Source organism: Citrobacter sp. Cu096 (genome assembly GCF_030332285.1).
GTDB classification, from domain to species: domain Bacteria; phylum Pseudomonadota; class Gammaproteobacteria; order Enterobacterales; family Enterobacteriaceae; genus Citrobacter; species Citrobacter meridianamericanus.
Genome location: NZ_JAOWID010000030.1, coordinates 823,049 through 849,022, shown reverse-complemented (window position 1 = coordinate 849,022; position 25,974 = coordinate 823,049). Strand labels below are relative to the sequence as shown.

Sequence of the window (25,974 nt, the reverse complement as noted above, 5' to 3'; positions counted from 1 at the left end):
TTACCAGATTCCTGCAACTCGAATTATTTAGGGTATATGCTACACTGCGTACCTGTTTTTTTGCCGGTGGTACCAAGTGGCTTATTTTCCCGACGCCTTTCTGACCCAAATGCGTGAAGCAATGCCTTCCACGCTGTCATTCGATGATTTTCTCGCTGCCTGCCAGCGCCCGCTGCGCCGTAGTATCCGCGTCAACACGCTGAAAATTTCCGTTGCCGATTTCCTCACGCTGACCGCGCCTTACAACTGGTCGCTCACTCCGGTTCCTTGGTGTGCTGAAGGTTTCTGGATTGAACGCGATGATGAAGAGTCACTGCCGCTCGGTAGCACCGCAGAGCATTTAAGCGGTCTGTTTTATATTCAGGAAGCCAGCTCAATGCTGCCGGTCGCCGCGCTGTTTGCCGAAGGCAACACCCCGGAACGAGTTATGGATGTTGCGGCAGCGCCAGGTTCTAAAACCACGCAAATTGCCGCAAAAATGAATAATCAGGGCGCGATTCTTGCGAATGAGTTTTCCGCCAGTCGCGTCAAAGTCCTGCATGCCAATATCAGCCGTTGTGGGATAGCCAATGTCGCGCTCACCCATTTTGACGGCCGCGTATTTGGCGCAGCGTTGCCTGAATCCTTTGATGCCATTTTGCTGGACGCCCCATGTTCCGGCGAAGGCGTGATGCGTAAAGACCCCGATGCGCTGAAAAACTGGTCGCCAGAAAGTAATCTGGAAATTGCCGCGACTCAGCGCGAACTGCTCGACAGCGCCTTTCACGCTCTGCGGCCCGGCGGCACGCTGGTTTATTCCACCTGTACGCTTAACCGTGACGAAAATGAAAACGTCATGCGGTGGTTGATTGAGACTTACCCGGATGCGGTCGAATTTTTGCCACTGGGCGATTTATTCCCGGAAGCCAAACGCGCCCTGACGCCGGAAGGATTTCTGCACGTGTTCCCGCAAATCTACGATTGCGAAGGTTTCTTCGTTGCACGTTTGCGCAAAACAGCCGCCATCCCTCCATTACCGACGCCAAAGTACAAAGTGGGTAACTTCCCTTTCAGCCCACTTAAAGGACGTGAATCCGCGCTTGTTACTCAGGCCGCTAACGCCTGTGGATTGCAGTGGGGAGGCACTTTGCGTCTGTGGCAGCGTGATAAAGAGATTTGGCTGTTTCCAACAGTAATTGAACCACTGATCGGCAAAGTTCGTTTTTCCCGACTCGGCGTCAAACTGGCTGAAACACACAATAAAGGTTACCGCTGGCAGCATGAAGCCGTCATCGCGCTCGCCAACCCAAATCATAGCCATGCGTTTGAACTGACCCTTACCGAAGCTGAAGAGTGGTACCGCGGCCGGGATGTCTACCCACAAACCGCACCAACGAGTGACGACGTACTGGTTACATTCCAGCACCAACCAATCGGTCTGGCAAAACGTATTGGTTCGCGATTAAAGAATAGCTATCCACGCGATCTTGTCCGGGATGGCAAACTCTTTACAGGGTAACGCACGTTTTTACTGGCGCTTTTGCTAACGTTGACTACGCTGAAAAATGGACGGCTTAACTGGTCGTACCACAACCAACAAATCAACGGAGAGCACGATGATGAAAACCAGTGTGCGCATTGGCGCTTTTGAAATCGACGACGCCGAGTTACATGGCGAGTCGCCAGGAGACCGAACGTTAACCATTCCGTGTAAATCTGATCCGGATTTATGTATGCAACTGGACGCCTGGGATGCCGACACCAGCGTCCCGGCTCTTCTGAACGGAGAACATTCGGTACTATTTCGCGAGCACTACGATCGTAAGTCAGATGCCTGGATCATGCGCCTTGCCTGATTCAAAAAGAACCCGTCGCCAGACGGGTTATTTCTTGCTTAATTTCCCTCATCTATCAACATCCTCTACACTACAGGTATGGCTTTACCATATGAGGATGGAATGTTCACGCTGGTTCTTTTTGTGTGCTACCTGGAGGGCGGTTGTGAAGATATCGTGGTGGATGTCTACAAAACTGAGCAGCAGTGCCTGATATCGATGGACGATCAGCGTATTCGTAACGGCGGATGTTTACCTGCGGATGACTATATTGACAGCTTCTGGCATCCGGCCCAGGAATACAGCGATTTTTGATTATTGCAGTTGCACCAGCGTTAATTCGCCGCCAAACACCGCACCGGTATCAATATAGTGCAGATTATCGCGATCCAGCCGTTGGCGCAGCGGCGTATGACCAAACCAAAAGTGATCCGCCCCGCGAATGCCGTTGCCTTTACTCATCAGCCTTGAGCGATCCCACAGCACCCGCCGTAAGTCGACCTCTTTTTGCCACTGATAATCTTCATCAGGGTAATCAGCGTGGGCAACAACATGTATGCCGTTCTGGCAACGCAGCTCCAGAATCCAGGGTAAATCCCGACACTCTTCAAGCGTGGATCTCACCGCTGGCTGCTCTGCCTGTGCAAACCATGAACCACCATTCATAAACCAGTGGAAGGGCTCCCCCGTCGCCAGCGCGTCCAGCGCCATCTGTTCATGATTACCCCTGACCGCCACAATCCAGCTCTCACGTAGTAGTTTCAGGCAACGCAAACTATCAGGCCCACGGTCGATAACATCCCCCACCGAAACCAGCAGATCCTGCCACGGATCAAAACGGTGCTGGTGCAAGTGTGCCATCAACAATGAGAAACAGCCGTGGATATCTCCGACTACCCAGACGTGACGCCAGTGCGAACCTTCAATTCGTTGATAGATATTATCTGGTCGTCCCATGCCGCCTCCTGAGTTCAATGGTACCTGGTTATAATTTTAGCAATGGCGGCAAAAAAGCCTGGACGATCATGGGCCGGAGTATGGTATGGTTTACGAAGAATGTAACATGCGACACGCAGTGTTCAGCCCAGGATGGCAACGCATTCGCCACATAAAAAGAGACCGAATACGATTCCTGTATTCGGTCCAGGGAAATGGCTCTTGGGAGAGAGCCGTGCGCTAAAAGTTGGCATTAATGCAGGCTAAGTTACCCTGCTATTTAAGAATAGATGACAGCGCCAGGTTTTCCAGTCCGCGACTAAAGTGGCCGGAAAAAAAGGGCGATCGTCACGCATCCAAACGCTAAAACCGCAAGTTCTCCTGCGAGATCCTTGCGGTTTTTTATTGGAAATCAGAGCGCTACATCTGGCAATTAACAGAGCTTTTCTGCACGCTCCACAAACGGCGCCAGGCTCATTTTTTCACCCGGTTTCGCCGGGTCATCAATCTGGATAATCTCGATCGGCTTCGCCGTGGTTTTCCCGCTTTCTACTTGCTGTCTGGCGACATCATTCAACGGGTATTGCACCAGCGTACTGGGGTTGATGACATACAGTGCGTTTCCTGGACGGCAGGTCAGCATCACCTCTTCCCGATTAAACGCCCACTTATCTTTGCCAACCTCAAAACGGCTGACGGTAATGACCTGTGGCGCAGCCAGCGCGGCCCCAGAGCTTGTCAGTAGTAATAACGAGATAATGATTTTTTTCATGCGTTTCGCCAGTCCATCAATCAGAAAGGTTCGAGAGTGGCAAACAGGCTGACTATCGCCAGCACAACCGCCCCAATTCCCCATTCCAGCTTAGTCATCCAAATAAAATAGAGAGTCATACTGCGGTTATCCTGCCGCATGCGTGGTACCAAAACATACCGATTCGCCAGCGCAATCGCCACCATTAGCATCACCAGAGCACCTTTTAGCAAAAGCAGTTGCCCGTAAGCCATGTGCCAGGGAATGGAAAAACCGACAATAAACAGCGCATTCATGATACCAGTAAGTAAAACACCGATAACGAAAAGATGCCCAAAGCGGGAAAAGCGCATCATGGTACTGATGGCCTGTTCCCGCCAGCGGCTATGCGCCATTCGCATACAGTAAAGTACGGGCAGCAAACCGCCGAACCAGGCGGCAGCGCATACCAGATGCAGGGCGTGGTTAACCTGCTGGAATGCCCCAACGATACCGCTGTGCAGCGTCGCATGTCCGACGCCAGCTAGCAAAATAAACTGCGCAATCGTCAACATTAACAGCAGTCGCGGCATGTTGCGCGGGACCATAATTGTCACCACCAACGTAACCAGCGCGAGGATAATTTGCCATAGCCATACGCCACCAAACTGCGTTTGCAGCACGGCACCCCAAACGTCAGTAGAGGCAACATCCCGCCAGCCTGAGCCCATTAACCCCCCCTGGATCGCCAGCATCAGCGTCGCGCTGATGAAGCTCCACGCTGCGGCATGCTGTTGCAGACGCAAAAAACGACGCATCATTAAACGACGAACCGAAACGGGAGCCAGCCATGCGCCGTAAAGCGCACAGCCAAACACCAGCATCAGCGTGGTAAAATGGATAAAACGCAGTGCAACCCAGGTAAATGCCAGCATTGGTTATTTCACGCTAAAGGTATATTGCCCCCTTTGTCTTATGACCATCCACGGAGACGACGTGCCAGTCGACCGTGTATTTCCCGGCCTCAAGCGTTTGAGCAAGCGGAACAATCAATTGCGTTTTATCCTGTTCACTGCGAGACGCCTTGCCCGTTTTGATCTGTTCTTTGTTTGGGCCTGTCAGCGTTGCTCCGCTAAATCCGGGTTCCACGCCTTCAGACAAATTCAGCGTCAACGCCTGAGGAGATGTCGTAACCTCAGCATTCGCAGCCGGATTTTGTTTTGTCAGATGAGCATGCGCCAGGGCTGCGGGCGTTGCCAGCACGCTGGCGAGTACGATGAGAGCGTTGCGAAGCAGAGATGCAGATGAAGCCATTTCAACTATTCCTTTTTGTTATGTCTAATCTATAGAGAATAACCTTCTACAATGATCGAGTCGAGAATCATCATTTCGGTCTTGCCATTAATGCACACTCTTAGTAACTTTGCGCGCCGAAAGACAGAGAAAAGGAGAAGCCCATGAACATCAATCTGGCCAAACTTGAGCAGGCGGAGATGGATAAGGTCAATGTTGACCTGGCCGCTGCGGGTGTTGCGTTTAAGGAGCGATACAACATGCCCGTTGTTGCTGAAGTTGTTGAACGTGAACAGCCCGAACATTTACGCGGCTGGTTTCGCGAAAGGCTCATCGCGCACCGACTGGCATCCGTTTCCCTTTCCCGTTTACCTTACGAGCCTAAAGTTAAATAAAACTTATATTACGTTACGATTCCTTACATGATGGCTGCTACAGTATAAGTATATTCTTAATCTATACTTTAAGGATGATTGTAGACACTATGAAAAGGAAATCATTATGTCACACTGGAAAATCGCAGCAGCACAGTACGAACCTCTTCATACCTCAGTTACCGAGCATGTCGCACATCACCTGCAATTCATTCAGGCAGCCGCTCAATGCCAATGTGAATTGCTGGTATTCCCTTCCCTCTCCTTGTTAGGTTGTGTCGATGAACATGACGCGCTGCCTGCCCCACCCGATAAAGCGCTGTTAGAACCTCTCGCCCATGCCGCTGTGACTTATCGTATGACGATCATTGCAGGACTACCGGTGGAACATAACAACCGGTTCGTAAAAGGCATCGCGCTTTTCTCTCCCAGGATGACCTCGCCCTTAATGTTTCATCATAGTCACGGAGCCTGTATCGCCCGACAGCAAAATGCCATCAGCGTTGTGGATAGCCAGCCAGAAGGAAGCGATATCGACCCTGCTTACTCACTGTTCACCAGTTCTCAGTCCGTCAGTGAACCTGAGCTGCTCTCTTCTACATCTCGTCTACAGAGTTTCTCGCACAAGTTTGCCATTGCGGTATTAATGGCCAATGCGCGTGGCAGCAGCGCGTTATGGGATGAGCGCGGTCGATTGATTGTTCGCGCAGATAGCGGTTCTTTGCTCTTAACCGGTCAACGCACGCCACGGGGTTGGCAAGGTGATATCATTCCATTACGCTAGTCGTTTTGGGTCAGGAGCATGGTATGTTGCGCATAATAGATACAGAAACCTGTGGTCTGCAGGGAGGCATTGTTGAGATTGCTTCTGTCGACGTGGTTGACGGAAAAATAGTTAATCCAATGAGCCATCTGGTGCGTCCTGACCGCCCAATCAGCCCCCAGGCGATGGCTATCCATCGCATTACAGAAGCGATGGTGGCCGATAAACCGTGGATTGAAGATATCATCCCGCAGTATTACGGCAGCGAGTGGTACGTGGCGCACAATGCCAGCTTTGACCGCCGCGTATTACCCGACATGCCGGGAGAGTGGATTTGCACCATGAAACTCTCCCGGCGTTTGTGGCCGGGAATAAAATACAGCAATATGGCGCTGTATAAATCGCGCAAGCTGAGCGTCCAGACGCCAGCAGGCCTGCATCATCACCGCGCCCTGTACGATTGTTATATCACCGCCGCACTCCTGATCGACATTATGCAGACGTCAGGCTGGACAACAGAACAGATGGTGGATATTACCGGCCGCCCCGCATTACTGACCACTTTCACTTTTGGTAAGTACCGTGGAAAACCGGTGTCAGAAGTGGCGGAACGCGACCCGGGCTATCTGCGTTGGTTATTTAATAACCTCGACAGCATGAGCCCGGAGCTGCGCTTAACGCTGAAACACTATCTGGATAACGCCTGAGTTTAGGCTTATCCAGGCAGTGTTCCCTGCGCCAGCCCAATCAAAAAAGCGTATTCCAGGGCCACGCCTTCGTAAGATTTATAACGTCCGGATTTACCGCCGTGCCCGGAATCCATATCTGTGCAGAGTAACAGCAGATGGTCGTCCGTTTTCAGCTCACGCAGTTTTGCCACCCACTTTGCCGGTTCCCAGTATTGCACCTGAGAGTCGTGCAAGCCCGTCGTTACCAGCAGATGCGGATAAGCCTGCGCGGTAACATTGTCATACGGACTGTAGCTTTTCATGTAGGTGTAATACTCTTCCTCCTGCGGATTACCCCACTCTTCAAACTCACCGGTCGTCAATGGAATTGACTCATCCAGCATTGTGGTCAGCACATCGACAAATGGCACTTGTGCAATGACGCCATGAAACAGTTCGGGGCGCTCATTGATGGCGACACCCATTAACATTCCTCCGGCGCTTCCCCCCATGCCATAACATAGCGAAGGTGCGCCATAGCCCATTTTTAGCAGTGCATCGCAGACGTCGAGGTAATCATTGAAGGTATTCTTCTTCTGCAGAAACTTACCGTCTTCGTACCATTGTTGCCCTAACTCACCGCCGCCACGCACATGGGCAATGGCATACACAAAGCCGCGATCCAGTAGGCTCAAGCGACTGCTGCTGAAATCGGCGTCCATGCTGGCGCCATACGAGCCATAGCCATAAACCAGTAACGGATTTTTCCCTTTCAGGAAGTACTTTTGATGGTAAACCAGCGAAACCGGAACCTCTGTACCATCACGCACAGTGATCCATAGGTGTTCGCTGCGATAGTTCGCCGCATCAAATCCGGGGACCTCCGTCTGCTTGAGCACGCGACGTTCCCCGGTGTCCATATCCAGTTCAAACAGCGTGTCCGGGGTGGTCATGGAGGAATAGCCATAACGCAGGCGCGATGTCTCCGGCTCAGGGTTATAGGCAAGCCAGGTCACATAAGCCGGATCGTCAAAGGCGATACCGACCACTTCACGCGTTTTACGATTGATCTGGCGTAGGCTGGTTAAGCCCCGCTGGCGCTCTTCCACCACCAACCAGTCTGTGAACAGCGTAAAGCCCTCCAGCATAATATTGTCGCGCGGCGGGATCAGCGCCTCCCAGGCTTGTTCATCACGTACCCGGGTGCGATACAGGCCGAAATTTTTACCCTTGCGGTTGGAACGCAAATAAAACGTATGCTGATAGTGATCGAGGCTGTACTCGTGATCTTTACGCCGAGCTAAAAATACCAACGGTTCGGCATCCGCCAGCTCCGCGTCAAGCAGCAAAACCTCACTTGTGGTCGCGCTGGCGACATGAATAACGACATAGTGTAACGATGTGGTTTTATGCAGGCTGACATAAAACATGTCATCAGCCTCTTCATATACCAGCTCATCCAGGGATGATGGCGAGCCGACAGTATGCCGCCAAACCTGATACGGGAGCAGAGTGGTTGCATGTTTGCGCACATAATAGAAGGTCTGCGAGTCATTCGCCCAGATCAGGTCCGGTTCAACGTTTTCCAGAACTTCCGGATACCAGTTCCCGCTTTGCAGATTGCGAAACCGCACACCATATTGCCGACGAGAAAGATAATCTTCGGCCAGCGCCATGATGGTGTTATCCGGAGATATCGCCAGCCCGCCCAGCGTATAAAACTCACTGTGGGCCGCACGCTGATTACCATCCAACAGCGTGTCCCATTCATCCCACTCTTCACTCAAGGCAGACTGACGCTGATAAATGGCATATTCGCACCCCGGTTCATAAATATGCCGGTAGCGATAACCATTCTTCACATAGGGGGCGGAAGCGTCCTGAGGCGGGATTCGGTCGATAATCTCTTTCAGGACGCGATCCTGCAAGGCCTGCTGCGAGGCCATAATCTGGCGGCCATACGCATTTTCTTGTTGCAGATAATTCAGCACTTCTGGCTGCGAGCGGGTGTCATCTCGCAGCCAGTAATAATTATCAACGCGGGTGTCGCCATGCTGAGTCATGGCGTGGGGAATACGAGAAGCTGTTGGTAGCATGTCATTGTTCTTTTGCTTAATCATCCTATAAGGGTGGCAAAAGACAGCAATGATGCAAGCGAAACATGCACCTTAGCGGTAAGTATTTAACCCGGTAAAGCCTGTTTTTGTTCCTTGAGATCCTGTTCAATGCCCTCACGAACATCCTGCGGGATCTTCAACGCATCGCCCAGCGCATTCAGATAACTACGCTCCATAAAGTGGTCGATATCGATCGCCGCACAGCTCAGGAAGTAAATTTCCAGCGCTTCTTCTTCATTGCGGATACCTTGCGCCAGGCGCTGAGGATCTAACGGTTGTTCGATGGCGCGCTCAATCAAAACGCGGCCCTGCTCTTCCACGCCCGCTTCACGGAGCTGCTGCTCAATAGCGCTACGTTCTTTGGCATCAATATGGCCATCGCTTTTTGCCGCAAAAACCAGCGCCAGAATCAGACGTTCGGTTCGCTCATCCAGCGGAGAGCTTTGTGCACCAAACTGCGGCTCATCCTGATGCGCTGCGCGGACTTTATCCTTGTATTTGTTCCATAACACAGTCCCGGCAACCGCGCCGCCCCCCACCAGAAGTGCGCTGGTGCCGTATTTACTCAGTAATTTACGTGAAGATTTGTTGGCAACCAGTAATCCAGCCAGACCGCCTAACGCGCCCGGAACCAGAAGTTTACTCAGCCCTTGCTCGCCAGAAGATGACGCGGAGGATCCTTTTTGCCCAAGAAGAGATTGTAGTTGATTCAGCCAGTTAGCCATTTTGCCCCTCAAGTACAGACGAATAATCATCAAAGCGTACCCGAGGGGATGTCAGGAAGTGTCCTGGTCATCAAAAGATGTGCAAATACCTCCGTTACTGCGGCTGATATTCCGCCGTTCCGGCTTTGCAATCGACTTTTACCTGATAGTGAATATCCGCGCTTTTACCGCGAACCGTCAGAGGAACAGACCATTTACCGTCTTTGCCCGTAATATCGGGTGTGTTGACCCAGGCGACAGGATCGGCTTGCCCGACGCGTTTTTGATCGTCAGCCCAGCGCGCGATGCGATTTTGTTGATAATCACGTTTCACGCTCGCCGCAATACCCTTAGCGTCCAGTCCCTCACACTTAGGGAACTGGACATTTTTACTTTCCATATTTGCCGCAAATACAGATGCGCTGGCAGACAGCAGCAGCAGGCTCAACAACGCTCTTTTTTTATACATTCTTTTCTCCTTAAACTCCCCTTCGTCCTTCAGATTGCTTGTAGCAATGAGAAATGACGTCAGGGATTGCACAATGATTCAGGGAAAAGCATGGTACAAAACGTCAGGAGCGCAAGTCGTTTCAGGCAGCCTGAGTATCATCTTCACCGTGCGCGTCGTTTTCGACCGCCTGTGGCGATGGCAATTTGCCATTTTTCAGAATGGTGCTTAGTACATCTTTTTGCTCAGCCAGCCACAGGGAAAGCGCTTCGCGCTGCTCGTCTTCAAGCGCTACCGGCGATTGCTCCAGCCATGTGTCGAGCAAATCCGCTGTATCAAGCATTTTGTCATACGCATCGGCTTCCTTTTTGCTGGTAAACGACATTTTTTCCTCACCTTCCCGAATGACTACGTATTTAACTTCAACCGCCATTTTTGCAGCCTCTTAAATTACCTGTATTTATGTACAGTATATTCTTTTTGCACCTCGAAATCAACCTGGTAATAAAGACAGACGCAAACGTTTTCGTTTATACTGCGCCCAGATAAAACAGGGGATTAATTTATGACGTTATTAGGCACAGCGCTGCGTCCCGCAGCAACGCGAGTGATGTTATTAGGTTCGGGTGAACTAGGTAAAGAGGTGGCAATTGAATGTCAACGCCTGGGTGTGGAAGTCATTGCCGTGGATCGTTACCCCGACGCACCAGCCATGCACGTTGCCCACCGCTCGTACGTAATCAACATGCTGGACGGCGAAGCATTACGCCAACTCGTAGAGCGTGAAAAACCACATTATATCGTGCCGGAAATCGAGGCGATTGCTACGGATATGCTGGTAAAACTGGAACAAGAAGGCCAGCGTGTCGTGCCGTGCGCCAGGGCTACGCAACTGACCATGAACCGCGAAGGGATCCGTCGACTCGCCGCCGAAGAATTGTCTCTACCAACCTCTTCTTACCGCTTTGCTGACAGCGAGGCCCGCTTTCGCGAAGCCGTCACTGAAATCGGCTATCCCTGCATCGTGAAACCAGTAATGAGTTCATCTGGTAAAGGACAGAGTTTTATCCGTTCAGCCGATCAGCTCACTACAGCCTGGGATTATGCTCAACAGGGTGGCCGGGCTGGTGCCGGGCGCGTTATCGTCGAAGGCGTAGTGAATTTTGATTTTGAAATCACCCTGCTTACCGTCAGTGCCGTTGATGGCGTGCATTTCTGCGCGCCGGTTGGACATCGTCAGGAGGATGGCGATTATCGTGAATCCTGGCAGCCACAGCAAATGAGTGAACTGGCACTGGCACGCGCGCAGGAGATTGCCCGTAAGGTGGTGCTGGCGCTGGGCGGCTACGGACTGTTTGGAGTCGAACTGTTCGTCTGCGGTGATGAGGTAATTTTCAGCGAAGTTTCCCCTCGCCCTCACGATACGGGTATGGTGACCTTAATTTCGCAGGATCTGTCCGAGTTTGCCCTGCACGTTCGCGCATTCCTCGGTCTGCCCGTTGGCGCAATCCGCCAGTATGGACCTTCAGCTTCCGCCGTTATTCTGCCGCAGCTTACCAGTCAGAATGTGACATTTGATAACGTTCAGGCCGCCGTGGGCGCAGGTATGCAAGTTAGATTCTTCGGCAAACCGGAAATCGACGGTAGCCGTCGTCTGGGCGTGGTGCTGACTACCGCGCAGAATATTGAGGACGCGGTGATTCGGGCAAAAAATGCGGCCGCACAGGTGAAGGTAAAAGGATAAAAAAACGGGCCGAATGGCCCGTTACAGACTCGCAGGCCCGGTAGTGATTACCGGGCATTTTGCGCAATTACTGCTTCGCGCCTTCAACAGCCTCACGAGCTAGTTTGGTTATGCGATCGTAATCACCCGCTTCCAGCGCATCTGCCGGAACCAGCCAGGAACCGCCGATGCACAGTACGCTTTTCAGTGCCAGATAATCACGGTAATTCGCCGGAGAGATACCACCGGTTGGGCAGAAACGGACCTGTGAGAACGGACCCGCAATCGCCTGCAGCGCTTTAGTACCGCCGTTCGCTTCCGCCGGGAAGAATTTGAACTCTTTCAAACCGTAATCCATACCCAGCATCAGTTCAGAAACGGTGCTGATACCCGGGATTAACGGAATAGTGCCTTCGGTTGCGGCTTTCAGCAGCGGTTCGGTCAGGCCAGGGCTAATAGCAAATTGCGCCCCCGCTTCGGTAACTTCAGCCAGCTGTTGTGGATTCAGTACGGTACCCGCACCAACGATAGCGTCCGGAACTTCTTTGGCGATCGCGCGAATGGCATCCATCGCACATGCGGTACGTAAGGTCACTTCCAGAACGCGCACGCCCCCTGCAACCAGCGCTTTTGCCATTGGCACCGCGTGCTCCAGTTTATTAACCACGATAACCGGTACAACCGGGCCAGTGGTCAGGATTGCTTCTGCACTTGTCTTCCAGTTTTTCATCAGAGTTTTCTCTCGCCTGATTACAAAATAAGTCTTAAAAAGTGATACAGGTTGCGCCCTGCTCCGCACCGGACAGCTTTTCACGCAACGCGCTGAACATTTCACGGCCAGTACCCACGCGCGATGCGCTGAGGTCAGGAATGTGAGGCTGACGAGAAGCAAGTTCCTCTTCATCAACCAGCAGCGTTAATTCACCTGTCTGTCCATTCACACGAATGATGTCGCCATCGCGTACTTTTGCCAGCAGCCCGCCATCATAGGCTTCCGGAGTTACATGGATTGCTGAAGGCACTTTACCTGAAGCACCTGAAAGTCGTCCATCAGTAACTAACGCTATTTTGAAACAACGGTCCAATAATACACCAAGTGGCGGCATGAGTTTATGTAATTCTGGCATTCCGTTCGCTTTTGGTCCCTGATGACGCACAACCACCACGCAATCCCGGTCAAGCAGACCCGCATCAAACGCCGGTAACACATCGTGCTGACTTTCAAAGACAACCGCCGGTGCTTCGATGATCTGGTTTTCTACCGGAACCGCCGATGTTTTCATCACCGCTCGGCCAAGGTTTCCGCTCAGCACTTTGGTGCCGCCATGATGAGAGAAAGGTTGGTCAAAGGTGGCAATCACGTTGCTGTCCAGCGACTTCGCCGCCCCTTCACGCCAGTCCAGTTCACCATTGTTAAGCCACGGCTCCATGGTGTAGCGTGATAAACCGAATCCAGCGACGGTGTTCACATCTTCATGCAGCAGACCCGCGTTAAGCAGCTCACGCATTAATACCGGTACCCCACCCGCCGCCTGGAAGTGGTTAATGTCTGCCGGTCCATTCGGGTACAGACGCGCCATTAGCGGCACGATATCGGACAGATCGGAGAAGTCGTCCCAGTTAATGAGAATACCGGCTGCGCGCGCCATGGCCACCAGGTGCATCGTATGGTTGGTTGAGCCCCCGGTCGCAAGCAGCGCGACAATCCCGTTCACCACCACTTTTTCATCGATCATTTTACCGATCGGCATCCATTCATTGCCGTTGCCGGTCAGGCGCGTCACCTGACGGGCTGCTGCTGCGGTCAGCGCTTCACGCAGCGGCGCATCTGGGTGCACAAATGAGGAGCCTGGCAATTGCATCCCCATAAACTCCACCACCATCTGGTTGGTATTTGCTGTGCCGTAGAACGTACAGGTTCCCGGTGCATGATAAGACGCCGCCTCGGATTCAAGAAGCGCCATACGATCGACTTTACCTTCAGCATACAGCTGACGGATACGCACTTTTTCTTTGTTCGCCAGACCGCTCGCCATCGGACCGGAAGGGATAAATATTGAAGGCAGATGCCCAAATGACAGTGCCGCCATCACCAGACCTGGAACAATTTTGTCGCACACGCCGAGGAACAACGCGCCGTCGAACATATTGTGGGAAAGGCCCACCGCAGCCGACATCGCAATCACTTCACGACTCAGCAGGGACAGTTCCATCCCATCCTGTCCCTGGGTCACACCATCACACATAGCCGGCACACCGCCTGCGACCTGGCCTACCGCATTGGCTTCATGCAGCGCTTTACGAATGATGGCCGGATAGTGTTCATACGGTTGATGCGCGGAAAGCATGTCGTTATAGGAGGTAATAATCGCGATATTGTTACGCAGCATGCTTTTCAGCGAAGCTTTGTCGTCCGGCTGACACGCGGCAAAACCATGGGCAAGGTTACCGCATGCCAGCTGTGAGCGATGAACGGTAGTTGATTTCGCTTGTTCAATACGGGCGAGGTAGGCGGAACGTGTGTCACGAGAACGTTCGACGATACGTTGTGTTACGCGTAACAAATTCGGATTCATAGAGGCTCCTGAAATTTATCTGTCAGAGCGTTGGATTAACAATGTGCTTCAGAAGGGTTAAAAACAGCTGAATCGCTTGTTAGCCGTAGCTCAAGGGCAAAATCGTTTCAGGCAGTGTAATAAAAAAAGCCCCGCGGGTGAATCCACACGGAGCTTAAAAGTGCAAAAATTATTCTACAATCTGTGTTAGATCATGTTACCGGTAAAATAACACCAATGGGCTAGATGACATTTTACTCGAATTCGTTCCAGGAACGACCATCACGGGTGATCATGGCCACAGAAGCAACCGGTCCCCAGGTACCTGCCTGATACGGCTTCGGCGCGTCGTTGTCCATCGCCCAGGCTTCAGTAATCGAGTCGACCCACTTCCATGCTTCTTCAACTTCATCACGACGCACAAACAGCGCCTGGATACCACGCATCGTCTCGAGCAGCAGGCGCTCATAGGCATCAGCAAGGTGCGTCTGATTGAAGGTTTCGGAATAGCTCAGATCAAGCTTGGTAATTTGCAGATTATGTTTATGATCCAGACCAGGCACTTTGTTAAGTACCTGGATATCAACACCTTCATCAGGCTGCAAACGAATGGTCAGCTTGTTCTGCGGCAGATCCTGCCAGGACTCTCTGAACAGATTCAGCCCAGGCGTTTTGAAGTAAACCACGACTTCTGAGCACTTCGTCGGTAAACGTTTACCGGTACGCAGATAGAACGGAACGCCCGCCCAGCGCCAGTTATCGATATCCACACGGATCGCCACAAACGTTTCCGTATTGCTGCTCTTGTTCGCGCCTTCTTCTTCCAGGTATCCCGGCACTTTTTTGCCCTGGGCAAAGCCTGCTGTGTACTGACCGCGAACCGTTTTTTCACGTACGTTCGAACGATCGATGCGACGCAGCGATTTCAGCACCTTCACTTTTTCGTCACGGATGCTGTCGGCGCTCAGATCGGACGGTGGAGACATCGCGATCATGCACAGAATTTGTAGCAGGTGGTTCTGAATCATGTCGCGCATTTGACCGGCCTGGTCAAAATAGCCCCAGCGACCTTCAATACCGACTTCTTCAGCCACGGTAATTTCTACGTGATCAATAGTGCGGTTATCCCAGTTGTTCACAAACAGGGAGTTAGCAAAACGCAGTGCCAGCAGGTTCAGAACCGTCTCTTTGCCGAGATAGTGGTCAATACGATAAACCTGACACTCTTCGAAGTACTCGCCAACCTGATCGTTGATCTCCCTGGATGTCGCCAGCGACGTGCCCAGCGGTTTTTCCATCACCACGCGGGCGGGTTTAGCATTCAGCTTTGCTTCACCCAGGCCTTTGCAGATCGCGCCAAAGGTGCTCGGCGGCATCGCAAAATAGTTAATGGTGGTACGCGATTTTTGATCCAGCATTTTGCCCAGACGTTTGAACGCGGCAGTGTCATTGACGTCCAGATTACAAAACTCCAGACGACCACTGAGGGTTTCCCATAAACCTTCATCGATCTTTTCTTTCATGAAGGTTTCGAGCGCTTCGCGCACAACCTTGGTATAGGCTGCTTTGTCCCAGTCGGCACGCCCTACTCCGATGATACGGGTTTCCGGGTTAATCTGACCGGCCTTTTCCAGTTGATACAGGGAAGGCAGCAATTTCCGCCGCGCCAGGTCGCCCTTCGCGCCGAAAATGACCAGGTCACATGCCTGGGCTGTTTGCGTTACCGCCATGTCATTCTCCTCAATTAAGTACCTGGTGCTTCTGCCAGACACTGGTTGTAATTTTATTACAGTGCACTGTACTGCTTTTACGTGAATCCGGAAACCGTAAACGCTTATCCAGCCGTGCTGTTACCGCGAACAGACGCTTAATTGTCGTTTACCGCAGCAAAATGGACAAAAAAGTCGCCTTTTTTCGTACCCATGACGAAGTAAGAAAACCAGACTCCGATCATGTAATGAAAAAAAACAACAACTATCCTGTCCATTTTGCCCCGTTGCCGCATCAGCAGGGGTAATATCTATACACTGAATTATGCCCCGATTTCCCCTTATTGCTGAAATCGTTTTGTCCATGACCCATGAGTCTACCTACATCATGAATATGCTGGAAAAAATCCAGTTAAAACTGGAACATTTGAGCAAGTCAGAGCGTAAAGTCGCCGATATCATTATTGCCTTTCCCGAGCGGGCAATCCATTCAAGCATCGCCGCGCTTGCCGCTGAGGCCGATGTCAGCGAGCCGACGGTTAACCGTTTCTGTCGCAGTATGGACACACGCGGCTTCCCTGATTTTAAACTGCATCTGGCGCAAAGTCTGGCCAATGGCACTCCTTATGTTAATCGCAATGTGGATGAGGATGACAGCGTAGAATGTTACACGGGGAAAATCTTCGAGTCAGCGATGGCAAGTCTCGACCACGTCCGCCAGTCGCTGGATAACGCGGCGGTAAACCGGGCGGTAGATTTGTTAACCCAGGCGAAAAAAATTGCCTTCTTTGGCCTGGGTTCTTCCGCTGCAGTCGCGCATGACGCGATGAATAAATTTTTCCGATTTAACGTACCGGTAATCTATTCCGACGATATTGTTCTGCAACGCATGAGCTGTATGAATTGTAGCGACGACGACGTCATTGTGCTTATTTCTCACACCGGAAGAACCAAAAGTCTGGTTGAGCTGGCGCAGTTGGCCAGGGAAAACGACGCGATGGTTATCGCCCTCACATCTCCCGGCACGCCGCTGGCGCGTGAAGCAACGCTGGCAATTACCCTCGATGTACCGGAAGATACTGACATTTATATGCCCATGGTCTCTCGACTTGCTCAACTGACCGTGATAGATGTGCTGGCTACAGGATTTACTTTGCGCCGTGGGGCAAAATTTAGAGATAACTTGAAGCGTGTCAAGGAAGCGCTCAAGGAATCGCGTTTTGATAAAGAATTACTCATCAAGAGTGATGACCGCTAAAAGCAATAACAATGTTCTACCCTTTTATCATCCGGGTTGTTCATTTTACCGTTAATGTTTGAGAACGGCCGGATTAATGTTCACGCAACACCAAGTTGTTTCAGTCAACGGAGTATTACATGTCCAGAAGGCTTCGCAGAACCAAAATCGTTACCACGTTAGGCCCGGCAACTGACCGCGATAACAACCTTGAAAAGATTATCGCCGCGGGTGCGAACGTTGTACGTATGAACTTTTCTCACGGCTCTCCAGAAGATCACAAATTGCGGGCGGATAAGGTCCGTGAAATTGCCGCAAAACTGGGACGTCATGTAGCTATATTGGGTGACCTGCAGGGACCTAAAATCCGCGTTTCTACCTTTAAAGAAGGTAAAGTATTCCTTAATGTTGGCGACAAGTTTCTGTTAGACGCCAACCTTGGCAAAGGCGAAGGCGACAAAGAAAAAGTCGGCATTGATTATAAAGGGCTGCCTGCTGACGTCGTGCCTGGTGATATCCTGCTGCTTGATGACGGTCGCGTTCAGCTCAAGGTGCTCGAAGTTCAGGGCATGAAAGTCTTCACCGAAGTGACCGTTGGTGGCCCGCTGTCTAATAACAAGGGCATCAACAAACTGGGCGGCGGCCTCTCTGCTGAAGCTCTGACCGAAAAAGACAAAGCCGACATTATCACCGCCGCGCAAATCAGCGTTGACTATCTGGCCGTCTCCTTCCCACGCTGCGGCGAGGATCTGAACTATGCCCGCCGTCTGGCGCGCGACGCTGGCTGCGATGCGAAAATCGTCGCCAAAGTAGAACGTGCAGAAGCCGTCTGCGACCAGAATGCGATGGATGACATCATTCTGGCTTCCGACGTAGTAATGGTGGCGCGTGGCGACCTGGGCGTTGAAATTGGCGATCCTGAGCTGGTAGGCATTCAGAAAGCATTAATTCGTCGCGCGCGTCAGCTGAATCGGGCAGTTATCACCGCTACCCAGATGATGGAGTCGATGATCACCAACCCAATGCCGACCCGTGCAGAAGTAATGGACGTGGCGAACGCCGTCCTTGATGGTACCGATGCCGTTATGCTCTCTGCAGAAACAGCAGCAGGTCAGTATCCGGCGGAAACCGTCGCGGCAATGGCCCGCGTTTGTCTGGGCGCGGAGAAAATCCCAAGCATCAATGTCTCTAAACACCGCCTTGACGTGCAGTTTGATAACGTTGAAGAAGCCATTGCTATGTCAGCGATGTACGCCGCTAACCACCTTAAAGGGGTTACCGCTATCATCGCGATGACGGAATCTGGTCGTACCGCGCTGATGACTTCTCGTATCAGCTCTGGTCTGCCGATTTTCGCGATGTCTCGTCATGAGCGTACGCTGAATCTGACCTCCCTGTACCGCGGCGTCACCCCGGTTCACTTCGACAGCGAAACAGACGGTGTCGTTGCTGCTAATGAAGCGGTGAACTTGCTGCGCGATAAAGGCTATCTGGTTTCGGGTGATCTGGTGATCGTGACCCAGGGCGATGTGATGAGCACTATAGGCTCAACTAATACCACACGTATTCTGACCGTAGAATAAGTGGCTCAAATATAAAAAAGCCTCTCGTTTGAGAGGCTTTTTTTTTATTTCTTCGGATAGAGATCTTTGCGCTTATAGGGCTCAATTTCGCCAGGTTTACGTGTCTTAAGCAGTTTCAAAATCCAGGTGTATTGTTCGACATGTGGCGTGACAAAAATCTCCACCTCTTCGTTCATTCGTCTGGCAATGGTGTGGTCATCCGCGGTCAGGATGTCATCCATCGGTGGACGAACATGAATCGTCAGCCGATGCGTTTTACCATCGTACACCGGAAACAGTGGCACGACGCGGGCGTGACAGACCTTCATCAGGCGACCAATCGCCGGCAACGTGGCTTTATAGGTAGCAAAAAAATCGACAAACTCGCTATGCTCAGGACCATGATCCTGATCCGGCAGGTAGTAACCCCAATATCCCTGACGCACGGACTGGATAAATGGTTTGATGCCATCATTTCGCGCATGCAAACGACCACCAAAGCGTCGGCGCACCGTGTTCCAGACATAATCGAATACCGGATTTCCCTGGTTGTGAAACATCGCAGCCATTTTCTGACCCTGGGACGCCATCAACATCGCCGGGATATCTACGCCCCAACCATGAGGAACCAGAAAGATCACCTTTTCATCGTTGCGACGCATCTCTTCAATGATTTCCAGCCCCTGCCAGTCAACCCGATTCTGAATTTTCTCCGGGCCACGTATCGCCAGTTCTGCCATCATGACCATCGCCTGAGGCGCAGTTGCATACATCTCATCAACAATGGCTTGACGCTCAGCTTCGCTACGTTCAGGAAAGCAGAGAGATAAATTGATCAATGCTCTGCGACGCGAGCTTTTTCCCAGTCTTCCGGCAAGCCGTCCGAGCTTTGCCAGAATAGGATCACGAAATGATGCTGGCGTTAACGCAATGCCAGCTATCGCCGCCACACCCAGCCAGGCGCCCCAGTAGCGCGGATGGCGAAATGATTTGTGAAACTCAGGGATATACTCAATATTCTTTTTTTTCGTTTCCATGCTCTTCCAGTGTCTGGTGCCGCGAAAAGTAAATCTGCTGATAGTGTAGCGGCGCACCGTGCGCCGTACAAAATAAAAAAGCCGGCACGCTATGCGTACCGGCTTTTTCAGTGTAGTAATTAATCGAAACGCAACTGAGGCACAACCTCTTTCACCTGTGCCAGGTAATCGGTACGATCTGAACCGGTCAGCCCTTCTGTACGCGGCAGTTTCGCCGTCAGCGGGTTAACAGCCTGTTGGTTAACCCAAACTTCGTAGTGCAGATGCGGACCCGTTGAACGCCCCGTATTGCCTGACAGTGCGATACGATCGCCACGTTTCACTTTTTGTCCTGGTTTGACCAACAGCTTACGTAAGTGCATATAGCGCGTGGTATAGGTGCGACCATGACGCACGGCAACATAATATCCGGCTGCACCACTGCGTTTGGCCACCACCACTTCGCCATCACCTACCGACAGCACCGGCGTCCCTTGCGGCATCGCAAAGTCGACGCCTTTGTGCGGCGCAACGCGCCCTGTCACCGGGTTCAGGCGACGCGGGTTAAAGTTTGAGGAGATGCGGAACTGCTTCGCCGTAGGGAAACGCATGAAACCTTTCGCCAGACCGGTACCGTTGCGATCATAAAATTTACCGTCTTCCGCACGGATGGCGTAATAATCTTTGCCTTCAGAACGTAAACGCACGCCCAGCAGCTGGCTTTGCTCACGTTTACCGTCAAGCATTTCGCGCGACATCAGTACCGAGAACTCATCGCCTTTTTTCAGCTTGCGGAAATCCATCTGCCACTGCATGGCCTTAATGACTGCGCTGATTTCAGAGCTGGTCAGCCCGGCTTCTTTGGCGCTGGCGACGAAACTTCCGCCCACCGTGCCTTTGATTCGGCTGTTAACCCAATCGCCCTGCTGCATTTCACTGCTCATTTTGAAACCCGTCGCGGTGCGATCGTAAGTACGGGTTTCGCGGCGGGAAACTTCCCAGGTCAGACGCTGCAACTCACCTTCTGCGCTTAACGTCCAGGAAAGCTGCTGACCAATTTTCAGGTTTCGCAGTTCTTTGTCGGACGCTGCGAGCTGGCTGATGTCTCCCATATCGATGCCGTACTGATTCAGAATGCTGCTCAGCGTATCCCCCGTGGAGACGACATACTCATGCACGCCAGCTTCACCAGACGTTTTGTCATCCAGTTCATCCTGTGGGATGGCTTCGTCTTCCTGAGCGGCCTGGTCGATAGGTTCACTGGCCTCAGGCAACAACGAGCGAATCTCGCTTTTTTCCAGCTCGATTGTTTTGACGATGGGGGCAGAATCGGGATGGTAAACATAGGGTCGCCAGACGGCGACAGCCAATGTCAGTACGGTAAGCGACCCCAGCATAACGCGATGGGGTCGCGGCAGATTATTAAATGCCAGAGCGACAGAGCGGGCTATCTGTTGCACGTATTCACTTCCTCATTAATCTCCTTTCAGGCAGCTCGCATACTGGTTGGCTAATTGGTTCAAAAACGCTGAATAGCTTGTTTTACCCAGTTTGATATTCGTTCCGAGCGGATCCAACGTTCCCATTCGAACGGATGTCCCTCTCGCAACAGCTTCAACGACCGCTGGCCTGAACTGTGGCTCAGCAAAAACGCAGGTTGCTTTTTGCTCAACCAACTGTGTTCTTATTTCATGTAAACGCTGCGCACCTGGTTGAATCTCAGGGTTCACGGTAAAGTGACCAAGCGGTGTTAATCCGTAGTGTTTTTCGTAATAGCCATAGGCGTCATGAAAAACGAAGTAACCTTTCCCCTTGAGCGGCGCGAGCTCGTTACCTACCTGCTTATCGGTTGCGGCTAATTGTGCCTCAAAATCCTTCAGGTTGGCGTCAAGTTTGGCTCGACTTTGCGGCATAAGTTCCACTAATTTTTCATGGATTGCAACCGCTGAGGCCCGCGCTATCTCTGGGGAAAGCCAAAGATGCATGTTGTAATCGCCATGATGGTGATGCTCGTCACTTTTTTCGCCGCCAGCATCATTGTGTCCATGATCGTCATCGTCGTCATCGGCACCTTTCATGAGTAACGGTTTCACGTCATTGAGCTGCGCAATCGTTACCTGTTTTGCGTTAGGAATATTCTTGACTGATTTTTCCATAAACGCTTCCATCTCAGGCCCAATCCAAACGACTAAGTCCGCGCCCTGTAAGCGTTTTACGTCTGAAGGACGCAATGAATAATCGTGTTCGGACGCCCCGTCAGGTAGCAAAACCTGGGTGTCAGTAACCCCGTCTGCAATGGCTGAAGCGATAAACCCCAGCGGCTTAAGAGAAGCCACGACAGTGGCATTTGCTGCCTGTGTTGCACTACCCCAAAGAGCAGCAGATAATGCTGCGAAAAGAAGCGTATTTTTATGTAACATAATGCGACCAATCATCGTAATGAATGTAAGAAATGTGATATTATAACATTCTATAACTTCTGCAAGACTAAAATTGATATGACGACTTTGGTTTCACTGGAAAATGTCTCGGTCTCTTATGGTCAACGCCGCGTCCTTTCTGACGTTTCGCTTGAACTTCGACCCGGTAAAATTTTGACGCTTCTCGGCCCTAATGGAGCAGGGAAGTCTACGCTGGTGCGCGTTGTATTAGGGCTGGTAGCGGCTGATGAGGGAGTTATCAAGCGTAATGGACAACTGCGGATTGGCTATGTGCCGCAAAAACTGTACCTCGATACTACGCTTCCGCTGACGGTAAGTCGCTTTTTGCGCTTACGTCCCGGCACCAAAAAAGAGGATATTCTTCCGGCGCTGAAGCGCGTTCAGGCCGGGCATCTGATGAATGCGCCGATGCAAAAACTCTCTGGTGGAGAAACGCAACGCGTCCTGCTGGCTCGTGCTTTATTGAATAAGCCTCAGTTATTGGTGCTTGACGAGCCAACCCAGGGTGTGGATGTCAATGGGCAAGTCGCACTTTACGATCTTATCGACCAATTGCGACGTGAACTGGATTGCGCCGTACTGATGGTTTCCCATGATCTGCATTTGGTGATGGCAAAAACCGATGAGGTACTGTGCCTGAACCATCATATTTGTTGTTCCGGCGCGCCGGAAGTGGTTTCCATGCATCCGGAATTCATCTCAATGTTCGGACAACGCGGCGCCGAACAACTCGGAATATACCGTCATAATCATAATCACCGCCACGATTTACAGGGTCGTATTGTCTTACGCCGGGGAAATGGTCACTCATGATTGAATTGTTATTACCCGGTTGGTTAGCCGGGATCATGCTGGCCTGTGCCGCTGGCCCGCTTGGCTCGTTTGTGGTCTGGCGTCGAATGTCTTATTTCGGTGATACACTGGCCCACGCGTCGCTGCTGGGGGTCGCCTTTGGCCTGCTTTTGGATGTAAACCCTTTCTATGCGGTAATTGCCGTCACTTTGTTGTTGGCTGGCGGTCTGGTATGGCTGGAGAAACGCCCTCACCTCGCGATTGATACCTTACTGGGCATTATGGCCCACAGTGCGCTGTCATTAGGGCTGGTTGTCGTTAGCCTGATGTCCAACATCCGAGTGGATCTGATGGCCTACCTGTTTGGTGATTTGCTCGCCGTGACGCCAGAAGATCTCATCTCCATCGCCATTGGCGTGGTTATCGTTCTGGCGATTTTGTTCTGGCAGTGGCGTAACCTGTTGTCGATGACCATCAGCCCGGATCTGGCATTTGTCGATGGCGTGAAGCTGCAACGCGTAAAGCTACTGCTGATGCTGGTTACGGCGTTAACGATTGGCGTGGCGATGAAATTTGTTGGGGCGTTGATTATCACATCATTGCTGATTATCCCTGCGGCCACCGCACGCCGTTTTGCACGTACGCCAGAGCAGATGGCCGGCGTTGCCGTGGGCGTTGGAATGATAGCGGTTACAGGCGGTCTGACGTTCTCAGCGTTCTATGATACGCCAGCAGGGCCATCTGTGGTGCTGTGTGCTGCACTGCTGTTTATTTTCAGCATGATGAAAAAGCAGGCGAGCTGAATGTGTGCTGCCCGGTGGCGTTTCGCTTACCGGGCGTTGCATTGTTAAGGCATTGCCGGCGGCGTGATCCCGAAATGGTTCCAGGCACGCACAGTTGCCATACGTCCACGCGGCGTACGTTGCAGAAAACCTTGCTGAATCAGATACGGTTCCAGCACGTCCTCAATGGTTTCCCGCTCTTCCCCAATCGCCGCCGCCAGGTTATCCAGTCCTACCGGTCCACCGAAGAATTTATCGATAACCGCCAGCAGCAGCTTACGGTCCATATAATCGAATCCTTCCGCATCCACATTAAGCATATCCAGTGCCTGAGCGGCGATATCTGCCGAAATTGTGCCGTCATGCTTCACTTCGGCGAAATCGCGTACTCGGCGCAATAACCGGTTGGCGATACGCGGCGTACCGCGGGCGCGGCGAGCCACTTCCAGCGCGCCTTCTTCGCTCATTTCCAGCCCCATAAAGCGGGCGCTGCGCCCAACAATGTGCTGCAGGTCAGCCACCTGATAGAACTCCAGGCGCTGGACAATACCGAAGCGGTCACGTAACGGTGACGTTAACGACCCGGCGCGCGTTGTCGCCCCGATTAGCGTAAACGGCGGCAGATCAATCTTAATCGAACGTGCAGCCGGCCCTTCACCAATCATGATATCCAGCTGATAATCTTCCATCGCCGGATACAATACCTCTTCCACCACCGGTGACAGACGATGGATTTCATCGATAAACAACACATCGTGTGGTTCAAGGTTGGTGAGCATTGCCGCCAGGTCACCCGCTTTTTCCAGTACCGGACCGGAAGTGGTACGCAGATTAACACCCATTTCATTGGCAACAATATTGGCAAGCGTGGTTTTACCGAGGCCAGGAGGACCGAAAATCAGCAGATGGTCAAGCGCGTCACCGCGCAGCTTCGCCGCCTGGATAAAAATCTCCATTTGCGAACGCACCTGCGGCTGACCAATGTACTCTTCCAGCAATTTAGGGCGAATCGCACGATCCACCAGATCTTCAGGGGTCGTGCTGACAGCCGAAATCAGACGGTCTGCTTCAATCATCCTCTACCTCACAGCGCAGCGCGAAGCGCTTCACGAATCAGGGTTTCACTGCTGGCATCAGGGCGGGCAATCTTGCTCACCATGCGGCTGGCTTCCTGTGGTTTATAGCCCAACGCCACCAGCGCAGCAACCGCTTCCTGCTCGGCGTCGTCCGTTACCGGACTTGCCGGCGAGGTCAGTACCAAATCCGCCGCCGGGGTGAAGAGGTCGCCATGCAGACCTTTAAAGCGGTCTTTCATTTCAACAATCAAACGCTCTGCGGTTTTCTTACCAATGCCTGGTAATTTCACCAGTGCGCCAAGCTCTTCGCGTTCAACGGCATTAACAAACTGTTGCGCAGACATACCGGAGAGGATAGCCAGCGCCAGCTTCGGTCCCACACCGTTAGTTTTGATTAACTCTTTAAACAGCGTGCGCTCCTGCTTGTTGTTAAAGCCATATAGCAACTGAGCATCTTCACGCACGACAAAATGGGTGAAGATGATGGCCTCTTGCCCGGCTTCCGGCAACTCGTAGAAACAGGTCATCGGCATATGAACTTCATAGCCTACCCCACCTGTCTCCAGAAGGACCAGCGGGGGTTGTTTTTCAAGAATGATGCCTCTGAGTCTGCCTATCACGTGACGCTCCTGCGTTAAGGGCTAAAAGGTAATGCGCTATCATAAAAAAAGGCTGGATAGATATCCAGCCTCATTTATCACTAACGTAACCGACCTCGCGCCAGATTCAGCCTCGATTCGCTCATTTGCATGGCGTTCTGACTGACGTGGCAGTGGGTTATGGCAATCGCCAGCGCATCCGCAGCATCCGCCTGCGGGTTCGCCGGGAGTTTTAGCAGCGTGCGCACCATATGCTGAACCTGACTTTTTTCCGCGCTACCGATCCCCACCACTGTCTGTTTTACCTGACGGGCCGCATATTCAAACACCGGAAGATCCTGGTTAACGGCAGCAACGATTGCCACGCCGCGCGCCTGCCCCAGCTTGAGCGCCGAATCGGCGTTTTTCGCCATAAAGACCTGTTCAATGGCAAAGTAGTCCGGCTGAAACTGGGTGATGATTTCTGATACGCCCGCATAAATCAGCTTCAGGCGCGATGGTAAATCATCCACTTTCGTTCGAATGCATCCACTTCCCAGATAGGTCAACTGTCGACCGACCTGACGGATTACGCCATAACCGGTGATGCGCGACCCCGGGTCAATGCCGAGAATGATAGACATCACGCATCTCCT

At 52.0% G+C, this 25,974-nt stretch carries 27 protein-coding genes and 1 pseudogene; 11 read left to right on the top strand and 17 right to left on the bottom strand.

Features of this window, described 5'->3' with window-relative positions; all coding sequences use genetic code 11:
- Positions 1–76 precede the first annotated feature (76 nt).
- The 3 genes from rsmF to OGX99_RS18420 all read left to right on the top strand — a co-directional run bounded on the left by rsmF (position 77) and on the right by OGX99_RS18420 (position 2,129).
- A complete protein-coding gene (rsmF, locus tag OGX99_RS18430) occupies positions 77–1,498 on the top strand; it encodes a 16S rRNA (cytosine(1407)-C(5))-methyltransferase RsmF (protein WP_286544628.1) in 1,422 nt (473 codons plus the stop codon).
- 100 nt (positions 1,499–1,598) lie between these two features.
- The gene (locus OGX99_RS18425) at positions 1,599–1,835 is read left to right on the top strand and encodes a YebV family protein (protein WP_029139506.1); all 237 of its coding nucleotides are present in this window, start codon (positions 1,599–1,601) and stop codon (positions 1,833–1,835) included.
- 102 nt (positions 1,836–1,937) lie between these two features.
- Complete coding sequence (locus OGX99_RS18420; RefSeq protein ID WP_151219473.1) at positions 1,938–2,129, top strand: YdfD/YebW family protein; 192 nt, start codon at positions 1,938–1,940, stop codon at positions 2,127–2,129.
- Here the strand turns inward: OGX99_RS18420 and pphA are convergent, their stop codons facing one another.
- From pphA to yobA, 4 genes and pseudogenes are all read right to left on the bottom strand, one after another.
- Positions 2,130–2,771, bottom strand: coding sequence for a protein-serine/threonine phosphatase (gene pphA / locus OGX99_RS18415; RefSeq protein ID WP_286544625.1), 642 nt, complete (start codon positions 2,769–2,771; stop codon positions 2,130–2,132).
- A 412-nt stretch (positions 2,772–3,183) separates the two neighbouring features.
- Positions 3,184–3,522, bottom strand: coding sequence for a YebY family protein (locus OGX99_RS18410; protein WP_200012723.1), 339 nt, complete (start codon positions 3,520–3,522; stop codon positions 3,184–3,186).
- A 20-nt stretch (positions 3,523–3,542) separates the two neighbouring features.
- Positions 3,543–4,415, bottom strand: a complete 873-nt coding sequence (gene copD / locus OGX99_RS18405) for a copper homeostasis membrane protein CopD (RefSeq protein WP_210905210.1) — start codon at positions 4,413–4,415, stop codon at positions 3,543–3,545.
- Positions 4,416–4,418: 3 nt separating this feature from the next.
- Positions 4,419–4,794, bottom strand: a pseudogene (gene yobA, locus OGX99_RS18400) (CopC domain-containing protein YobA).
- 143 nt (positions 4,795–4,937) lie between these two features.
- On the opposite strand from yobA, the gene OGX99_RS18395 reads away from it, so the two are divergent.
- The 3 genes from OGX99_RS18395 to exoX all read left to right on the top strand — a co-directional run bounded on the left by OGX99_RS18395 (position 4,938) and on the right by exoX (position 6,617).
- Positions 4,938–5,168 carry a DNA polymerase III subunit theta gene (locus OGX99_RS18395; protein ID WP_114682575.1) on the top strand — a complete coding sequence of 77 codons (231 nt, stop codon included), beginning with the start codon at positions 4,938–4,940 and terminating at the stop codon, positions 5,166–5,168.
- A gap of 106 nt (positions 5,169–5,274) precedes the next feature.
- The gene (locus tag OGX99_RS18390; protein ID WP_151219476.1) at positions 5,275–5,931 is read left to right on the top strand and encodes a nitrilase-related carbon-nitrogen hydrolase; all 657 of its coding nucleotides are present in this window, start codon (positions 5,275–5,277) and stop codon (positions 5,929–5,931) included.
- A 23-nt stretch (positions 5,932–5,954) separates the two neighbouring features.
- The gene (exoX, locus tag OGX99_RS18385; RefSeq protein ID WP_151225607.1) at positions 5,955–6,617 is read left to right on the top strand and encodes an exodeoxyribonuclease X; all 663 of its coding nucleotides are present in this window, start codon (positions 5,955–5,957) and stop codon (positions 6,615–6,617) included.
- Between the two features lie 8 nt (positions 6,618–6,625).
- Here the strand turns inward: exoX and ptrB are convergent, their stop codons facing one another.
- From ptrB to yebG, 4 genes are all read right to left on the bottom strand, one after another.
- The gene (ptrB, locus tag OGX99_RS18380; protein ID WP_187258831.1) at positions 6,626–8,674 is read right to left on the bottom strand and encodes an oligopeptidase B; all 2,049 of its coding nucleotides are present in this window, start codon (positions 8,672–8,674) and stop codon (positions 6,626–6,628) included.
- Between the two features lie 86 nt (positions 8,675–8,760).
- Complete coding sequence (locus OGX99_RS18375) at positions 8,761–9,420, bottom strand: tellurite resistance TerB family protein (RefSeq protein ID WP_061068073.1); 660 nt, start codon at positions 9,418–9,420, stop codon at positions 8,761–8,763.
- A gap of 94 nt (positions 9,421–9,514) precedes the next feature.
- Positions 9,515–9,868, bottom strand: a complete 354-nt coding sequence (gene yebF / locus OGX99_RS18370) for a protein YebF (protein ID WP_151219480.1) — start codon at positions 9,866–9,868, stop codon at positions 9,515–9,517.
- Between the two features lie 121 nt (positions 9,869–9,989).
- Positions 9,990–10,280 carry a DNA damage-inducible protein YebG gene (yebG, locus tag OGX99_RS18365; protein WP_151219481.1) on the bottom strand — a complete coding sequence of 97 codons (291 nt, stop codon included), beginning with the start codon at positions 10,278–10,280 and terminating at the stop codon, positions 9,990–9,992.
- Positions 10,281–10,412: 132 nt separating this feature from the next.
- On the opposite strand from yebG, the gene purT reads away from it, so the two are divergent.
- Complete coding sequence (purT, locus tag OGX99_RS18360) at positions 10,413–11,591, top strand: formate-dependent phosphoribosylglycinamide formyltransferase (protein WP_151219482.1); 1,179 nt, start codon at positions 10,413–10,415, stop codon at positions 11,589–11,591.
- A 67-nt stretch (positions 11,592–11,658) separates the two neighbouring features.
- On the opposite strand, the gene kdgA is transcribed toward purT, so the two are convergent.
- From kdgA to zwf, 3 genes are all read right to left on the bottom strand, one after another.
- Positions 11,659–12,300 (bottom strand): bifunctional 4-hydroxy-2-oxoglutarate aldolase/2-dehydro-3-deoxy-phosphogluconate aldolase, encoded by a 642-nt coding sequence (gene kdgA, locus OGX99_RS18355; protein WP_003034901.1) that lies wholly within the window; start codon positions 12,298–12,300, stop codon positions 11,659–11,661.
- A 34-nt stretch (positions 12,301–12,334) separates the two neighbouring features.
- A complete protein-coding gene (gene edd, locus OGX99_RS18350) occupies positions 12,335–14,146 on the bottom strand; it encodes a phosphogluconate dehydratase (RefSeq protein ID WP_151219483.1) in 1,812 nt (603 codons plus the stop codon).
- A 233-nt stretch (positions 14,147–14,379) separates the two neighbouring features.
- A complete protein-coding gene (gene zwf / locus OGX99_RS18345) occupies positions 14,380–15,855 on the bottom strand; it encodes a glucose-6-phosphate dehydrogenase (protein WP_187252270.1) in 1,476 nt (491 codons plus the stop codon).
- Positions 15,856–16,222: 367 nt separating this feature from the next.
- On the opposite strand from zwf, the gene OGX99_RS18340 reads away from it, so the two are divergent.
- Both OGX99_RS18340 and pyk read left to right on the top strand, forming a co-directional pair.
- A complete protein-coding gene (locus OGX99_RS18340; protein WP_151219514.1) occupies positions 16,223–17,092 on the top strand; it encodes a MurR/RpiR family transcriptional regulator in 870 nt (289 codons plus the stop codon).
- 119 nt (positions 17,093–17,211) lie between these two features.
- Positions 17,212–18,654 carry a pyruvate kinase gene (gene pyk, locus OGX99_RS18335; protein ID WP_003034890.1) on the top strand — a complete coding sequence of 481 codons (1,443 nt, stop codon included), beginning with the start codon at positions 17,212–17,214 and terminating at the stop codon, positions 18,652–18,654.
- Between the two features lie 44 nt (positions 18,655–18,698).
- Here the strand turns inward: pyk and lpxM are convergent, their stop codons facing one another.
- The 3 genes from lpxM to znuA all read right to left on the bottom strand — a co-directional run bounded on the left by lpxM (position 18,699) and on the right by znuA (position 22,069).
- Positions 18,699–19,670, bottom strand: coding sequence for a lauroyl-Kdo(2)-lipid IV(A) myristoyltransferase (lpxM, locus tag OGX99_RS18330; protein WP_187252269.1), 972 nt, complete (start codon positions 19,668–19,670; stop codon positions 18,699–18,701).
- Positions 19,671–19,789: 119 nt separating this feature from the next.
- Positions 19,790–21,109, bottom strand: coding sequence for a murein DD-endopeptidase MepM (gene mepM, locus OGX99_RS18325; protein ID WP_151219485.1), 1,320 nt, complete (start codon positions 21,107–21,109; stop codon positions 19,790–19,792).
- Positions 21,110–21,124: 15 nt separating this feature from the next.
- Positions 21,125–22,069, bottom strand: coding sequence for a zinc ABC transporter substrate-binding protein ZnuA (gene znuA / locus OGX99_RS18320; RefSeq protein ID WP_151219486.1), 945 nt, complete (start codon positions 22,067–22,069; stop codon positions 21,125–21,127).
- A gap of 78 nt (positions 22,070–22,147) precedes the next feature.
- On the opposite strand from znuA, the gene znuC reads away from it, so the two are divergent.
- Complete coding sequence (gene znuC / locus OGX99_RS18315; RefSeq protein ID WP_006684140.1) at positions 22,148–22,903, top strand: zinc ABC transporter ATP-binding protein ZnuC; 756 nt, start codon at positions 22,148–22,150, stop codon at positions 22,901–22,903.
- Positions 22,900–23,685: a zinc ABC transporter permease subunit ZnuB gene (znuB, locus tag OGX99_RS18310; protein WP_003034874.1), complete on the top strand. Its 786-nt coding sequence runs from the start codon at positions 22,900–22,902 to the stop codon at positions 23,683–23,685. Before znuC ends, znuB begins: the two co-directional genes overlap by 4 nt.
- Before the next feature lie 44 nt (positions 23,686–23,729).
- Here znuB and ruvB read toward each other — a convergent pair whose 3' ends face one another.
- The 3 genes from ruvB to ruvC all read right to left on the bottom strand — a co-directional run bounded on the left by ruvB (position 23,730) and on the right by ruvC (position 25,962).
- Entirely contained in the window at positions 23,730–24,740 is a 1,011-nt protein-coding gene (gene ruvB / locus OGX99_RS18305) for a Holliday junction branch migration DNA helicase RuvB (protein ID WP_151219487.1), read from the bottom strand.
- Between the two features lie 8 nt (positions 24,741–24,748).
- Complete coding sequence (gene ruvA / locus OGX99_RS18300; protein WP_005120694.1) at positions 24,749–25,360, bottom strand: Holliday junction branch migration protein RuvA; 612 nt, start codon at positions 25,358–25,360, stop codon at positions 24,749–24,751.
- 80 nt (positions 25,361–25,440) lie between these two features.
- Entirely contained in the window at positions 25,441–25,962 is a 522-nt protein-coding gene (gene ruvC, locus OGX99_RS18295; protein WP_006176048.1) for a crossover junction endodeoxyribonuclease RuvC, read from the bottom strand.
- Positions 25,963–25,974 lie beyond the last annotated feature (12 nt).